The sequence below is a fragment of the Brachybacterium sp. Z12 genome, from assembly GCF_014400405.1.
In the GTDB taxonomy this organism is placed as follows: Bacteria; Actinomycetota; Actinomycetes; order Actinomycetales; family Dermabacteraceae; genus Brachybacterium.
In genome coordinates this window covers 3,297,728-3,312,635 of the sequence record NZ_CP060496.1, presented here as the reverse complement: position 1 = coordinate 3,312,635, position 14,908 = coordinate 3,297,728, and the positions used below count along the sequence as shown (strand labels likewise).

The 14,908-nt window shown below is 72.1% G+C and carries 14 protein-coding genes, 2 pseudogenes and 1 riboswitch; of the genes and pseudogenes, 11 read left to right on the top strand and 5 right to left on the bottom strand.

Annotated elements, in window-relative coordinates; genetic code table 11:
- The first annotated feature begins 11 nt into the window (after window positions 1-11).
- From H3H54_RS17395 to H3H54_RS17380, 4 genes and pseudogenes are all read left to right on the top strand, one after another.
- Window positions 12-1,364: an RbtT/DalT/CsbX family MFS transporter gene (locus tag H3H54_RS17395; RefSeq protein ID WP_262424842.1), complete on the top strand. Its 1,353-nt coding sequence runs from the start codon at window positions 12-14 to the stop codon at window positions 1,362-1,364.
- Window positions 1,365-1,442: 78 nt separating this feature from the next.
- Window positions 1,443-2,227, top strand: a pseudogene (locus H3H54_RS17390) (SDR family oxidoreductase).
- A 35-nt stretch (window positions 2,228-2,262) separates the two neighbouring features.
- On the top strand, window positions 2,263-3,978 hold the full coding sequence (locus H3H54_RS17385; protein ID WP_262424841.1) for a dihydroxyacetone kinase family protein: 1,716 nt from the start codon (window positions 2,263-2,265) through the stop codon (window positions 3,976-3,978).
- Between the two features lie 151 nt (window positions 3,979-4,129).
- Window positions 4,130-4,600: a ribose-5-phosphate isomerase gene (locus tag H3H54_RS17380; RefSeq protein WP_262424840.1), complete on the top strand. Its 471-nt coding sequence runs from the start codon at window positions 4,130-4,132 to the stop codon at window positions 4,598-4,600.
- Here H3H54_RS17380 and H3H54_RS19815 read toward each other — a convergent pair.
- The 4 genes from H3H54_RS19815 to H3H54_RS17365 form a co-directional block, all read right to left on the bottom strand.
- Window positions 4,503-5,369 (bottom strand): MFS transporter, encoded by an 867-nt coding sequence (locus tag H3H54_RS19815; protein ID WP_395963032.1) that lies wholly within the window; start codon window positions 5,367-5,369, stop codon window positions 4,503-4,505. The genes H3H54_RS17380 and H3H54_RS19815 overlap by 98 nt on opposite strands.
- A complete protein-coding gene (locus H3H54_RS17375) occupies window positions 5,264-6,283 on the bottom strand; it encodes an MFS transporter (RefSeq protein WP_395963030.1) in 1,020 nt (339 codons plus the stop codon). Before H3H54_RS17375 ends, H3H54_RS19815 begins: the two co-directional genes overlap by 106 nt.
- A gap of 298 nt (window positions 6,284-6,581) precedes the next feature.
- Window positions 6,582-6,956 (bottom strand): NUDIX domain-containing protein, encoded by a 375-nt coding sequence (locus H3H54_RS17370; RefSeq protein WP_262424839.1) that lies wholly within the window; start codon window positions 6,954-6,956, stop codon window positions 6,582-6,584.
- 189 nt (window positions 6,957-7,145) lie between these two features.
- Window positions 7,146-9,155 carry a hypothetical protein gene (locus H3H54_RS17365; RefSeq protein WP_262424838.1) on the bottom strand — a complete coding sequence of 670 codons (2,010 nt, stop codon included), beginning with the start codon at window positions 9,153-9,155 and terminating at the stop codon, window positions 7,146-7,148.
- Between the two features lie 292 nt (window positions 9,156-9,447).
- Between H3H54_RS17365 and H3H54_RS17360 the strand changes: the two genes are divergently transcribed.
- The 7 genes and pseudogenes from H3H54_RS17360 (at window position 9,448) to H3H54_RS19255 (ending at window position 14,025) form a co-directional block, all read left to right on the top strand.
- Window positions 9,448-10,245, top strand: a complete 798-nt coding sequence (locus H3H54_RS17360) for a hypothetical protein (protein WP_262424837.1) — start codon at window positions 9,448-9,450, stop codon at window positions 10,243-10,245.
- Between the two features lie 242 nt (window positions 10,246-10,487).
- Window positions 10,488-10,594: riboswitch (TPP riboswitch) on the top strand.
- Entirely contained in the window at window positions 10,588-11,295 is a 708-nt protein-coding gene (locus tag H3H54_RS17355) for an FAD-binding oxidoreductase (RefSeq protein WP_262424836.1), read from the top strand. It overlaps the preceding riboswitch by 7 nt.
- Before the next feature lie 100 nt (window positions 11,296-11,395).
- Window positions 11,396-11,776: an FAD-dependent oxidoreductase gene (locus H3H54_RS17350; protein ID WP_395963803.1), complete on the top strand. Its 381-nt coding sequence runs from the start codon at window positions 11,396-11,398 to the stop codon at window positions 11,774-11,776.
- Window positions 11,773-12,021, top strand: coding sequence for a sulfur carrier protein ThiS (gene thiS, locus H3H54_RS17345; protein WP_262424834.1), 249 nt, complete (start codon window positions 11,773-11,775; stop codon window positions 12,019-12,021). The genes H3H54_RS17350 and thiS overlap by 4 nt, the downstream gene beginning before the upstream one ends.
- A 2-nt stretch (window positions 12,022-12,023) precedes the next feature.
- A complete protein-coding gene (locus H3H54_RS17340; RefSeq protein ID WP_262424833.1) occupies window positions 12,024-12,875 on the top strand; it encodes a thiazole synthase in 852 nt (283 codons plus the stop codon).
- Window positions 12,869-13,573: pseudogene (locus H3H54_RS19260) on the top strand (HesA/MoeB/ThiF family protein); the annotation flags it as partial. The gene H3H54_RS17340 and the pseudogene H3H54_RS19260, both read left to right, overlap by 7 nt.
- A gap of 203 nt (window positions 13,574-13,776) precedes the next feature.
- Complete coding sequence (locus H3H54_RS19255; RefSeq protein ID WP_316249237.1) at window positions 13,777-14,025, top strand: rhodanese-like domain-containing protein; 249 nt, start codon at window positions 13,777-13,779, stop codon at window positions 14,023-14,025.
- 85 nt (window positions 14,026-14,110) lie between these two features.
- Here the strand turns inward: H3H54_RS19255 and H3H54_RS17330 are convergent, their stop codons facing one another.
- A complete protein-coding gene (locus tag H3H54_RS17330; protein WP_262424832.1) occupies window positions 14,111-14,887 on the bottom strand; it encodes a Sir2 family NAD-dependent protein deacetylase in 777 nt (258 codons plus the stop codon).
- Window positions 14,888-14,908 lie beyond the last annotated feature (21 nt).

The window sequence follows — 14,908 nt, the reverse complement described above, 5'->3', positions numbered from 1 at the left end:
GGAGTGCCCGCATGAGCTCCGCATCGCCCGCGACCGCCGGCAGCCCCGCCGTCCCCGCCCCCGGCTCCGCCCAGGAGACCTTCCTGGACCGCCTCGGCATCCCCCACATCCTGCGCTGGGGCTTCCTCGGCGTTCTCGTCTTCATGACCGGCAACGGCGTGGAGACCAACTTCATCTCCCCGCACATGGCCGAAGTGTTCGGCGGCGGCGACGAGATGATCAACCTCGCCGCCACCGTCATCACCTTCTACTCCCTGGCCACGCTCATCGGCTCCTACCTCGCAGGCGCCCTGTCCGACCTGTGGGGCCCGCGCAGGGTGATGCTGCTGGGCGTCATCGTGTGGGTGGTGTTCCAGGCGGCGTTCGTCGGCGCCCTGGCCACGGAGTCTGTGGCGCTGATCTTCCTGACCTACATGTTCCGCGGCTTCGGCTTCCCGCTGTTCGCCTTCGCCTTCCTGGTGTGGGTCAACGCGGTCTCCCCGAAGGAGCGCGCGGGGGCAGCGGTCGGCTGGTTCTACGTCATGTTCACCGGTGGCATGCCCACCATCGGCTCGCTGGTCGCGATCGGGATGATCCCCGCCTTCGGCGGCGGGCTCTTCGGTGAGCGCTGGGCCATGGTCGCCTCCACCGCGATCGTGGTGGCCGGCTTCCTGATCGCGTACCTCTGCGTGCGCGAGGAGCACGGCGACCGCCGGCTCGCTCCCGAGGGTGAGACCAGCTCGCAGGTCATCTTCTCCGGCGTGGTGCTGTCGCTGAAGAACAAGAAGGTGATGATGGGCTTCCTGACCCGCCTGATCAACACCGCCCCGCAGTTCGGCATGTTCATCATCCTGCCCACCGTGATCGCCGAGACCCTCGGCTGGGGCCAGTCCCGGTGGCTGCTGATGACCTCGATCGTCTTCGCCGGCAACATCCTGTTCAACGCCGCCTTCGGCGCCCTCGGCGACCGGATCGGCTGGACCACGACGGTGCGCTGGTTCGGCATCGTCGGCTCCGCCGTCGGCCTGCTGCTGTGGTGGTACGTGCCGCACTGGGTCCCCGCCGGATCCGACTGGGGCTTCGTCGTCTCCGTCATCGCCGGCACCGTCTTCGGCATCCTGCTGGCCGGCTTCGTGCCGCTGGGCGCGATCATGCCCGCGCTGGCACCGAACCACAAGGGCGCCGCGATGGCCATGTACACCACCGCCGCCGGCGGCGCGACCTTCCTCGGCTCCGCCGTGGTCGCCGTGGTCCGCCCCTGGGGTGGGAACGTGGGCGTGGTCTGGGCCTTCGTCGCCCTCTACGCCCTCGCCTTCCTGATGACCTTCGCGCTGAAGGTCGAGCAGCCCCGCCTCGGCAAGAAGAAGATCGTCGTCGAGGCCTGAGCGCCCGCCCCGGAGCCGGCCGCACCGCCGGCTCCGGGGCCCCTGTCCGTCCCCACCGACCCACCGAAGGAACCCTCCATGGCACAGAGCATCTCGCCCCTCTTCGACCTCACCGGCCGCACCGCACTGGTCACCGGCGGCGCCAAGGGCCTGGGCCTCGCGATGGCCCGGGCGCTGGCCGAGCACGGCGCCCCCATCGTGCTGGCCGACATCGACGACGAGAACGGCCAGCAGGCCGCCGAGCAGCTCGCGGCCGACACCGGCGTGCGCACCGCCTACCGCCACCTCGACGTCACCGACCAGGAGATGGTGGAGCGGGTCGTCGCCGAGGTCGACGAGGAGTTCGGCGGGATCGAGATCTTGCTGAACAACGCCGGCCGCACCATCCACCACCCCCTCGAGGACGGCGACGCCGAGAAGTGGCGCGCGGTGATGAACCTGAACCTCGACGGCGTCTACCACGTGCTCTCCGCCGTGGGCCGCCGTATGCTCGAGCGGGGCCGGGGCAGCATCATCAACACCGGCTCCATGAGCGGCATCATCGCCAACATCCCCCAGACCCAGGCCTCCTACAACGCCTCCAAGGCCGCCGTCCACAACCTCACCCGCAGCGCCGCGCTCGAGTGGGCGGACCGCGGCGTGCGCGTCAACGCGATCGCCCCCGGCTACATGCGCACCGAGCTGACCCGTGGCTTCTACGAAGAGGGCGGCGCCCAGATCGACCAGTGGAACCTCATGACCCCGATGGGTCGCCCGGGGAGCCGGAGGAGCTCGCCGGCGCCGCGGTGTACCTCGCCGCGGATGCCAGCAGCTTCGTGACCGGATCGATCCTGTCCATCGACGGCGGCTACACCGCCGCCTGACCGTCCTCATCCCGACCGCCAGAGAAGAGAGAGCCGTGACCTACCTGTTCGACGACCCGAAGACCTTCCCCGCCGATGCCGTGGAAGGACTGGTGGCGGCCCACCCCGAGGAGCTGCTGCGCGTGCACGGCGGAGTGGTGCGCAAGCAGGCCACCCCCGCCGGTCAGCCGGCCCTCGTGGTCGGCGGCGGCTCCGGCCACTACCCGGCCTTCGCCGGCTGGGTGGGCCCCGGCTTCGCCCACGGTGCGCCCTGCGGCAACATCTTCTCCTCCCCGTCGGCCGACCAGGTCTACTCGGTGGCCCGCAACGCCGAGAACGGCGGCGGCGTGATCCTCGGCTTCGGCCACTACGCCGGCGACGTGCTCCACTTCGGCGTCGCCGCCGAGAAGCTCCGCGCCGAAGGGATCGACGTGCGCATCGTCGCCGTCAGCGACGACATCGCCTCCGGGCAGACGGGCGAGCACCGCGACCGCCGCGGCATCGCCGGTGACCTGCCGGTGTTCAAGATCGCCGGCGCCGCGATCCAGGCCGGCGCCGACCTCGACGAGGCCGAGCGCCTGGCCTGGAAGGCGAACGACGCCACCCGTACCCTCGGCGTCGCCTTCGACGGCTGCACCCTCCCCGGAGCCGAGGACGCCCTCTTCCACGTCCCCGAGGGGAAGATGGCCATCGGCCTGGGCATCCACGGCGAGCCCGGCATCGACGAGCAGCCGATGCCCTCGGCGAAGGAGCTCGCGAAGGTCCTGGTGGACGGCGTCCTGAAGGAGATCCCGGAGCTGGCCTCCGACCGGGTCGCGGTGGTGCTCAACGGCCTGGGCACCGTGAAGTACGAGGAGATGTTCGTGGTGTGGAAGCACGCCTCGCAGCTCCTGACCGAAGCGGGCCTGACGATCGTGCGCCCCGAGGTCGGCGAGCACGTGACCAGCCTGGACATGGCCGGACTCTCGCTGACGGTGGTGCGCCTGGACGAGGAGCTCGAGCAGCTCTGGCTGGCACCCGCCGACTCCCCGGCGTTCCGCCGCGGCGGCACCGTGCCCGGCGACCTGGGCGAGGAGCGCGGCGAGATCTACACCCCGGGCGAGGACCCGATCCCCGCCGCCGGCACGGAGTCGCAGGCCTCCGCCCAGCGGATCGCCGGCGTCCTCGGCGACATCGAGGCGCTGCTGCTCGAGCTCGAGACCGAGCTCGGCCAGCTGGACGCGATCGCGGGCGACGGCGACCACGGCCAGGGCATGGTCCTCGGCTCCACCGCCGCGCACGCCGCGGCCCGTCGGACCGTCGAGGGCGGCTGCGGCGCCCGCACCGTGCTGGTCCAGGCCGGCGCCGCCTGGTCCGCCGAGGCCGGAGGCACCTCCGGCGCTCTCTGGGGCGCGGCCCTGACCAGCCTCGGCAGTGCCTTCAACGATGACGAGGGCGTGACCGCCGAGCAGCTCCTCACCGGGCTGGTGCAGGCGGTCGAGGCTGTCGAGCGGCTGGGCGGCGCAGTGCCGGGCGACAAGACCATGATCGACGCCGCGGTGCCCTTCCGCGAGGCGATCGCACTGGCCCGCTCCGACTCCGAGGAGGCCCGGGCGCAGGTCATCGCCGCCGCGGCGGAGCGCGCGACCGAGGCCGCTGCGGCCACCGCCGATATCTCCGCCAGCAAGGGCCGCGCCCGGAACCACGGCGACAAGTCCGTGGGCACCCCGGACCCCGGCGCGATCTCCTTCTCGCGGATCGTCACCCTGCTGGGCGAGAAGCTCTCCGACTGAGAACCTGACCACCGCCGGGCCCGCCCCGGAACACTGCCCCACCCCGGGGCGTTGTGATGGGGGCGGGACCGGCACCCTCCCACGAGACGCGGGTCCACCAGGGCCCGCTCCGAGACCACCGAACGAAACCACCGAACGAAGGAGCATCCCCATGGGCTGGAAGATCGTCACCGGATCCGACAATGCCGGCTACGGCCACAAGAGCGCGCTGAAGGAGCTGCTGGAGAACGACCCCCGTGTCGACGAGGTCATCGACGTCGGCGTGACCGGCCGTGAGGACGGCACCTTCTACCCGAACATCGCGGTCGAGGCGGCGGAGAAGGTCGCTGCCGGCGAGGCGGATCGTGCGCTGCTGATCTGCGGCACCGGCCTGGGCGTCGCGATCGCGGCGAACAAGGTCTCCGGCGTCCGCGCCGTCACCGCCCACGACCTGTACTCCGTGCAGCGCTCCGTGCTCTCGAACAACGCGCAGGTGCTGACCATGGGTGAGCGGGTCATCGGGCTCGAGCTCGCCAAGGAGCTGGTCAAGGTGTGGCTGGACCTCGAGTTCGATCCCACCTCGGCCTCCGCCGAGAAGGTCGACGCGATCTGCGCCTACGACGGGTCCCTCGAGCAGGCCTGAGGGTCGTCCGTCCCGCCGGCCGTCGCCCCGTCGGCCCGTCGGCCGTCGCCCCGTCGGCCACCCCGTTGACCGCTGCGCAGTTGGCGCTCTGAACTCTCAGAACGCCAACTGCGCAACGGTCGAGGCGCATAGCGGGGCTCATTCCCCCGCCGTACGCCGAAAGGTTCCAGCGCAACGGTACTTTTCGGCACGTGACGGAGCTTTTCCGCACATGAACCGGAGCCCGGGGCCCGGCTACTCCGCGAGTGCCTTGCCGCGCTGCTCGGGGCAGGGTGAAGGCGGCCGCGGCGGCCAGGCCGAAGGCGATCGCGAACACCGCGAAGGCCAGCACCTGCCCACCGGTCACCACCAGCAGCGGCACCAGGAAGGGCGCGAGCATCGAGGCGATCCGTCCGAAGGCGGCGGCCGCTCCCGTGCCTGTGCCGCGCACCGCGGTGGGGTACAGCTCGGGGCCGATCGCGTACAGCGCGCCCCAGGCTCCGAGGTTGAAGAAGCTCAACGCGCAGCCGGCGGCGATGATCGTCGCCTCCGAATCGGCGAGGCCGTAGCCGGTCGCCGCGAGCGCGGAGCCGGCGAGGAAGAGGGTCAGCGTCCAGCGCCGCCCGAGTACCTCGATCAACCAGGCCGCCACGGCGTAACCGGGGATCTGCGCGAGGGTGATGATCAACGTGAAGGCGAAGGACTGGGTGAGGGTGAAGCCGCGGTCCACCAGCAGGGTCGGGATCCAGATGAACGCCCCGTAGTAGGACAGGTTGATGCAGAACCACACGGCCCACAGGCCCGCGGTGCGTCGGCGCAGCGCCTTCGACCAGATCCCCGCATCGCTGCGTACCTGGTCAGCGATGGGGATCGCCCCGATCTCATCGGCTGCGACCCGGTCCGCTCCGGGCTGCGCCTCCTCGACCGGCGTCTCCTCGACCAGTGCCTCTTCGTCCGGTGCGGCCTCGGCTTGGGGGCGTCGATGCCGGCGGCCGATTCGAGCTCCCGCACCACCTTCTCCGCCTCCTCGTGGCGGCCCTTCTGCTCCAGGAAGCGCACGGACTCGGGCACCCCCAGCCGGATCACGAGCGAGTAGACGGCGGGGACCAGGCCGATCGCGAGGGCCCAGCGCCATCCCGTCGGCCCCGAGGCGGCCACGAAGGTGCCGATCACGGCGGCGAGTATCCAGCCCAGCGCCCAGAACGCCTCGAGCCACACGATCACTCGGCCGCGGATGCGGGCGGGGGCGAACTCGCTCATCAGCGTGGAGGCGACGGGGAGCTCTGCGCCGAGGCCCAGGCCCACGATGAAGCGCAGCACGATCAATGCGCCGACGCCCATTGCGAGCGCCGAGGCGCCGGTGGCGAGGCCGTAGACGAGCAGGGTGAGGGCGAAGACGGAGCGGCGGCCGATGCGGTCGGCGAGCAGGCCGCCCACGCTCGCGCCGATCGCCATGCCCGCGAAACCGGCGGAGGCGATGAGGGAGCCGTCGGCCTTGCTCAGCTCCCAATGGACGCTCAGCGCGGCGATCACGAAGGAGATCAGGCCGACGTCCATCGCGTCCAGCGCCCAGCCGATGCCGGAGGCGCCGAGTATCTTGCCGTGCTTGCGGGTGAAGGGCAGGCGGTCCAGGCGCTGTGACCTGGTCAGCGGCCGGTCGACCGGGGTGGGCGACAGCGGCGAGGAGGTGGTCTGGTGACTCATTCTCAGCTCCGACGACGGGGATGGGGTGGGCACAGCATGCCGCACAAGCCGCGCCCTGCCTGAGGCCTGGATCACACCGCACCTGCTCTGAAGGGGTGGGTCGACCCTCCGCTCGCCCCCTCCTGGTCACTGTGAGAAAAAGTCGAAGGTCTCAGATGTGTTGCGTTTCGCGGAGGCCTTGTTCAGGTGAGGGGCCAGGACACCAGATCCACCTCGACGTCGCCGCGCAGCACGGCCAGGGCCCGGCGGGCGCGCGCTGCACCCCAGGGGCCCAGCAGATCGATCTCGGACTCCTCGATCAGCGCCCAGTCATCGAGCTCGGAGGCCTGCGGTACGACCTCCGCCTCGAGCCGCGCGCGGGGACGACCCCGGCATCGAACAGGAAGTGCACTCCCATCGGGCTGCTTCGCACCGCGCTGGAGGGCAGCCAGTCGGCGGTCAGCATCCGCCCCACCTCGACCTCGATGCCGAGCTCCTCCCACACCTCGCGGCGGGCGCACTCGCGTGCGTTCTCACCGGCATCGACCCCGCCTCCGGGCAGGAGCCAGTGATCGCGGTAGTTGGGCTTCTCGATCACGATCCGACCGTGCTCGTCGCGCAGGATCACCGCGCCCGAGCTGATGACCTTGGGCAGGGAGGCGAAGTAGGCGGGATCGGGGAGAAGTCGCGGCATGGAGCCATCGTGTCATCGCCGCGGACGCGGTCGCCAGCGCGTCCGGCCATGCTTATGGCGAGGACGTCGGCCAGAACCGCTGCCGGAGATCGTTGATCGCGCGGCCGATCGCACTATCGCTCCGCCAGGGGATCAGGCCGAACCGCTGGAACGCCGTCAGCAGTCCCAGCAGCAGGAGGACACAGCCGATCAGGGCCGGGATGAGCAGGTCGGAGTAGTCGCTGCCACCCAGCTCCCTCGCCGCGAAGACGGCGAGCATCGCCGGTACCGCGACGGCGAGGAGCACGGCGCAGGCCACCCCGAGGCGATAGGGCGCGCGTCGGTTCCGGGCCGACTCTTCGAGGCTGTCGATCTGTTCGACGAGACGCTTGTTCCGAGCGGCGAGGGATTCCCCGGCCCCGCTCTCGGCGGCGATCTCGCGCTCGATGGGGAGCTGACCAGCTCCAGCGCCTGGATCCCGTGAGCCCCCGACGGGCTGACATCCTCGGCGCGAGCCAGCGCATGGAGCACCCGCATCCTGGCACTGACGTGCAGCGTCTCGCGCTGCTCACCCAGCCAGAGCTCCAGCTCCGGCACGAGCTGATGGATGAGGTCGGCGGCCTCCTGGCACCCGAGTCCGCGGAGCGAGCACAGCCCGAGCACCAGGTTGGCCCGGGCCTCATGGGAGAAGTGCTCGATCGCCGACCGCTCCTCGAGCAGTGCGGTGAACTGCGCGAGGACCAGCGCTGCGATCTCTCGGGCGTCCTCGGCCTCGGCGGCCGGGAGCAGTCGCTCGCGCGCATCGAGATAGGCGATCCAGTCGGCGACCCGGGACAGCGTCGCGATGGAGGAGATCGGCTGCCGGCTGACCCGGCGCAGCCAGGTGATCGCCTCCAGACCGCCGGTCAGGACCTCGGTCGCATCGGCATACAGGCCCCCGTTGGACCCTCCCTCATAGTGCTGGATCTTCCGCACCAGATTGCCGATCGCAGGATCCGTGGGGCGCAGCAAGTAGTGGGTCTGCAGGGAGACGAGCGCCGACGTCGTCGTCATCTTCTCGAACTGGATGGACCGTGCTGTCGCGGTGATGAGCTTCTGGTCCTGGCTGGGCCGGCGGCGCACCTGCGGGGGCCAGTGGTGCCGCGCGAAGTACTCGGAGGCGACGGTGATGTTGCGCAGCAGGTACGGATCATGCGCCGCGGTGAGCTCCCCGTCCGAGGTGGCGAGGGTGGACAGGGCAGCCTGGGCATACCGATAGCTCGCGGAGCCGACGGTGACGGCGTACCCCACCGTGCCGCCGGCCGTATGCTGCGCGCGCGCAGTGGGGCTGAGCACGGTCGCGCCCCGACGCAGCGCGGTGCGCCGCACCCCGCGCGGCATCTGCTGCGCGCCGTCGCTGTCGATGTGAAGCACCGGCGCCGGCGACAGTCTCTCCAGCTGCGTGGGTGGGTGCTGGCGGGCACGCACCGCGGTGCCGGAGGCGAGGGCCCGCTCGATCGTCGGCTCGTACTGATCGGTCCCGCCCCACACGATGACCTGCGGGTCGCCGAGGGCGACGTACCGCACGGCATTGGCCAGCAGATCGCGCCACCGGTGCCAGTCCAGCGGCAGCGCCGAGACCGCGAGTCGCCCGGAGACCTCGGCCGAGGAGACGCTGAGCAGCGGCGAGCCCTGGGCGGAACGCAGCACCACCTCGCTCCCGGCGAGCTGCTCCGCATCGAGGGCGAGCCAGGAGACCAGCTCACCCAGCTGCGAGCTGCTCCCGGCCGGGGGCTTCGAGCGTTCATCCACCCGATGCGGCACCTCCAGCACGCTGCGAGGTGTGTCCACGGCGAGGGGGAGCACCTGCCCGTGATGCTCGGTGAAGGTCACCGTGTCGGTGGACAGCTCGAGCACCGGACGGTCCCGCACGAACTGGTGCAGCACCAGGATGCCGCCGCCATCCTGCAGGTACTGGGACAGCTGTTCGGTGCAGTCGTCAACGGCCCGTGCCACGATGCTGTCGGGATGGCGCAGGGAATTGGTCTCGAAGATGACCGCGGCGGTCTCTTGGGAGCTGAGGTCGCGAAGTTCATCCGCCACCTCGTCCTCAGCCGGTGTCGACAACGTGACCGGGCCCAGAACGGAGTGCTCGGTGATCACCGCCCGAAGGAAGGACCCGCCGTCAGAGTGGATCTGGCGTCCCGATTCCAGCGGGTCGGAGATGACGAGGATTCGCATGCGATCACGATAGCGGTGGGCTGCACAGCCTCGAGCCGGCGAGCCCGTCCGCTCGCCGGGGACGGGTGTTGGGGCCAGGACGGTGCGGTGCCTGTGTCCGGTGTGCGGAGGCGCTGCCCGATAGTGTCGCGGGATGAGCTCCCCCCCAGCCAACCAGCCCGTCCCGGCCGTACGAGGGTCAGCGCAGGGTCCGCAAGCGCAGCCACCGGCGGCGCCCGAACCCGCGAATTCCGCGCTGGCTCCCGGCGAGGTGCTGGACCTTCCGGCCGGAATCGGTGGCAGCGATCCGGAGGTGCCGCTTCAGTACACTCCCGCGGACCTCACCGCCGCGGCAGAGCTGCTCGACCACGCCGGGGCAGGGGAGGCGCAGCTGGTGGTCGCGCTGACCGATGAGCAGATCTCGGCGCTGGACGGCTACGCGCGGCGCCAGTTCATCGCCGAGCCGTGGCTCGAGGAGCATCCTGAACAGCGACGCCTCGTCGCCGGTGTGGCGCTGCGCGGCCTGATCGCGGCCGAGCAGGTGCAGCTGCACACCGAGGAGGACACCGGTGCGCAGCGCTGGCGGGCGGTGCCCGAGATCGCTGGCTGCCTGGTGCTGCGCCGCACCGCGGAGCGGTTCACCACCGCGGAGCGCACCGTCCAGACCGCACAGGGCCCGCAGGTGCACCGCCTGCACTACTACGCCCACTCCACCGGGGTGCTCGAGGAGGAGGTCACCGCCGCGGGCATTCACCGCTTCACCGCCCTCGCACCGGGGCAGGCGAGCGCACGACTGGCAGGCTTCATCGACCCGCTGGGGACCGAGTCCACCGGCGGGGAGCCGGTGCACGTGCAGGCTTCCGCCCTGGCCTCCCACCCGCTGGCGCAGCGCCTCGCACAGACGCGCGCTCTCAGCGTGCTCACGGTGGTGCGCACGGCCGACGGCGACGTCCAGCAGGTCAGCGCCTACGCGACCGCCCAGGGTGTGCTCACCATGGAGGCCCTCGACCCCAGCGCGCAGGACCCGGAGCTGGAGTTCCGCGCGGTCGACGCGAAGGACCTCCACGCCCTCGCCACGGTCGTGGTGGTCGGCCGGGGTGAGCCCGGGTGAGCAGCCTCAGGGCCGCTCGATCCTCGGTGCTGCTCAGCCCCCAGTCCTGCTCGGTCCGCGGCGGCGCGCGGCAGCTCCGGGCCCACCGGGGCGCGGTACGGGTGGAGCGGCCCACCAGCACCCCGGAGCCGACCAGCGCGCGGGCGTCGGCCGAGGCGGCCGACGAAAGTGCGGTGTCCATGGCAGCAGCGTCCCACGGCGGCCGCTGGTTCCTGCCACGCGGCCACGCACGCCGTAGACTCGCGGTGTTCCGTGGGAGCCCGATGTGACGGGCTGAGAGGGCGTACAGCGCCGACCACCAGCACTGGATGCGGATCATGCCGCCGTCAGGAGGAGTCGCTCATGCAGCGTGTCGTCGTCATCGGGGCAGGCATCGTCGGCCTGCTGACCGCTCTTGAGCTGCGCCGTCGCGGGCATCGCGTTGTGCTGCGCTCGGAGGGGATCGCTGAGGGTACGACCTTCGCCGCCGCGGGAATGCTCGCGCCCGCCGCCGAGATCCAATATGGCCAGGGACCGCTGTGGGACATCATGCGCGAGGCCGGCGATCTGCACCGGGAGCTCGCCGCGCGGCTTCCTGGAGCCGGTTACCGCGACGCCTCCACGCTTGTCGTCGGCCGCGATACCGCGGACCTCGCCGCCCTCCACGACCTCGCGGCCGTCCAGCGCTCCACCGGCGCCGAGGTGCGCGAGCTGACGGGCGCGGCACTGCGCCGCGAGGAGGGCGCCCTGCTGCGCGGTCTCCCCGGCGGCGTGCTCCTGACGCGGGACCACCAGGTCGACCCGCGGCTGCTCGCGGCCGCCGCCCACGCTGCGCTCGAGAGCGACGGGGTCGACGGAATGGCCGGCCCGCCCGCCGAGATCCACCTCGGGCCGATCACCAGCTGCGAGGACTCCGGCGCTGATCGCATCGTGCTCGCCGCCGGCCTCGGGGTCCCCGAGATCGACGGCCCCCACCGGCGCCTCGAGCTCGCCCTGCGGCCCGTGCGCGGAGACGTCCTGCGACTGCGCGTACCGCCCTCGCTGCTGCTGCCGGGGAGGACAACCTCGTGACCCGCACGGTGCGCGCGATCGTCCGGGGCCGTCCCGTCTACCTCGTCCCGCGCGACGACCGCACCCTCGTCCTCGGCGCGCGACCAGCCGCGAGGACGATCTGGCAGGCACCTCCGCGGGCGGTGTGCTGCAGCTCCTCCAGGACGCCGCGGAGATCCTGCCCGCCGTGCGCGAGACCGAGCTGATCGAGGTCACCACGCGCGACCGCCCCGGCACGCCCGACGACCTCCCGCTGCTCGGCCCCGTCCCCGGCGCCGAGCATGTGGTCGTCTCCACCGGGTACCACCGCCACGGAATCCTGCTGTCGGCCTGGGCGGCCCAGCGCACCGCCGACCTGATCGACGGCGTCCCTCCGAGCCGCGCGACCGTCGCACACCTGCACGCCGTGCGCCCCGAACGCTTCACCCCGGGCCGCACCGGCGGCGGCCCCCCCGCCCGCACTGCTCTGTCCGCCGTCCCTGCTCTGGAAGAGGCCCGATGACCAGCACCATCCCGCTCACCGTGAACGCCGAGGACCTCGCGGTCCCCGCCGACTGGACCGTGCGCGACCTCGTCGCCGACCGGATCGGCCAGGAGATCGGCGACGACGGCCGCGCGGTCGACGGCGAAGCGCTCGGAGTCGCCGTCGCGATCGACGATGCCGTCGTTCCCCGCAGTCGCTGGGCAGCGACGGCGCTCGCCGGCGGGGCGCGCTGCGAGATCGTCACCGCCGTCCAGGGAGGCTGACCATGACCACCACCGCAGACCCCACGATTGCCACGAACGCCGCCAGGGATCCGCTGGTCATCGCAGGGGAGACTCTGGACTCGCGCCTGATCATGGGCACCGGCGGCGCGACCGACCTCGCCGCCCTCGAGCGCGCCTTAGTCGCCTCGTCCACGGCGCTGACCACCGTCGCCATGCGCCGCTTCTCGACGCAGACCCGCGGCTCCGTGTTCGCGATGGTGCGCCGCCTCGGCATCCGCGTGCTGCCGAACACCGCCGGCTGCTACAGCGCCCGAGATGCGCTGCTGACCGCCGAGCTCGCCCGCGAGGCCCTCGAGACGAACTGGATCAAGCTCGAGGTCATCGCGGATGAGGAGACGCTCCTGCCCGACGGAGTGGAGCTGTTGGAGGCCACCGAGGAGCTCGTGCGCCGCGGCTTCACCGTGCTGCCCTACACGAGCGATGACCCGGCCCTCGCCCGCCGACTCGAGGACGCGGGCGCCGCCGCGGTGATGCCGCTGGGCTCCCCGATCGGCACCGGCCTGGGTATCTTGAACCCGCACAACATCGAGCTGATCTGCGAGCGCGCGACCGTGCCCGTGGTGCTCGACGCCGGCATCGGCACCGCCTCCGACGCCGCACTCGCGATGGAGCTGGGCTGCTCCGCAGTGCTCGTGGCCAGCGCCGTCACCCGCGCCCGCGACCCCGAAGCGATGGCGCGGGCGATGGACCTCGCCGTGCGCGCCGGTCGCGCCGCCGCGGGCGCCGGTCGGATCCCGCGGCGCCGCCTCGCGCGCGCCTCCTCCGCCTTCGACGGGCTCATCGAACCGGTCGATCAGAGCGACAGCAGCGGACGGGAGGCCGAGTCGTGGTGACCCTCCCGCCGCTGGTCGAGCCCGGCCCCGAGCTGACCCCCGCGCAGATCCACCGGTACCGCCGCCAGATCACCCTCGCCGCGATCGGCACGCTAGGCCAGCGCCGCCTGGGCGCCGCCCGCGTCCTGGTGGTCGGCGCCGGCGGCCTGGGCACCCCCGCCCTGCAGTACCTCGCGGGCGCCGGGATCGGCACCCTCGGCGTGGTCGACGACGACGTCGTGGACCTCTCCAACCTCCACCGCCAGGTCATCCACGGCACCGACGGGCTCGGGACAGCGAAGGTCGACTCGGCCGCCGCCGCCGTCGGCCGCCTGAACCCCGACGTGACCGTCGAGAACCACCGCCTGCGCCTGACCGCCGAGAACGTCGTGGATCTCGTGGCCTCCTACGACCTGGTCCTGGACGGGGCCGACAACTTCGCGACCCGCTATCTGGTGGCTGACGCCAGCGAGATCACGGGCGTGCCCGTCGTGTGGGGAGCGATCCTGCGCCACCACGGCCAGGTCAGCGTGTTCTGGCCCGGCCGCGGCGCACACTACCGGGACGTGTTCCCCGAGCCCCCGGCGCCCGGTGAGGCCCCCTCCTGCGCCGAGGCCGGCGTGCTGGGAACCTTGCCCGGGATGATCGGCACGATCATGGCGTCCCAGGTGATTCAGCTGGTCACCGGCACGGGCGAGCCGCTCGTCGGACGCCTCGCGCTGTGGGACGAGGCCACCAGCTCGACCCGTTCCCTGCGAATCGAGCGTGACCCTGAGCGGGCACCGGCGACGCGGGTCGAGGTGCCGGCCGCCGCGGACCCCTCCTGCCGCGTGGGCGGGCCGACCGCCGACGAGACCCTGGATGCGCCCGCCCTGCGCCACCTGCTGCCCACCGGCCTCACGGTGATCGACGTGCGTGAGCCGTGGGAGACCGCGGTCGGCACCATAGACGGCGCCCTCACCATGCCGCTCGGAGAGCTGATGGAGCGCGGCGCCGAGGCGCTGCCCGGCGGCGTCGGCGGCGGGGAGAGGTGGTCCTGTACTGCCAAGGCGGGGTGCGCTCCGCAAAGGCGCTCGAGCGTCTGCGCTCCGCCTGGAGCGGACGCGAAGGGCATCTGCGTCATCTCGAGGGCGGGTACGAGGCCTGGGTCGCGTCCGCGCCGGAGGCCTGACAGCTGAAGTCCTGACGGACGCGGGACTGGCGGCCGAAGGTCCGTCGGGCGAGGATCTCACTGCCGAGCGCCTGACCGGCGGGCGTCAGCGGGCCGCAGCGAGCCATTGGTCGAGCACGTTCTCGAGCCGGCCGTGCAGCCGCACGGTGGCGTCCGGGTCGGCCCGGGTGGGGCCGTCGTTGAGGATCACCACGGGTTTGCCCTGCCGCCCGGCGGCGCGCACGAACCGCAGCCCGGACTGCACCGTCAGGCTCGAGCCGAGCACCAGCAGGGCGCCGGCCTCCTCGAGCGCCGTAAACGCCGCGGCCACCACCTCGCGGCGCGCCGATTCCCCGAAGAACACCACATCCGGTTTGAGGATCCCGCCGCACAGCGCGCACGGCGGATAGCGGAATCTGCTGGTGCGATCCACCTCCGCGTCCCCGTCGGGCGCCTGGGCCGCGTCGGCCGCGAGCTGGGGCAGGCGCGCCGCGAGCTCAGGGTTCATCGAGAGCATCCGCCCGTGCAGGGCGGTGCGGGAGGAGAGCGCATCGCACTGCTGGCAGCGCACCCGGTCCAGCCGCCCGTGAAGATCGATCACCGGTGAGGAGCCGGCCGCGGCGTGCAGACCGTCGACGTTCTGGGTGATCACCGCGGTGACCGAGAACGCCGCCGGATCGAGGGCGGCCAGCTGCCGGTGCGCGAGCCCGGGACGGGCTTCGCGGAACTGCTCCCAGCCCACGGTGGAGCGCGCCCAGTAGCGTCGCCGGGCCAGATCATGCCCCATGAACTCCTGATACGTCATGGGGGAGCGGGGCACGGCGTCCCGGCCGCGATAGTCCGGCAGGCCGGAGCCGGTGGACATCCCCGCCCCGGTGAGCACCGCGACCGGCCTCCCGCGCAG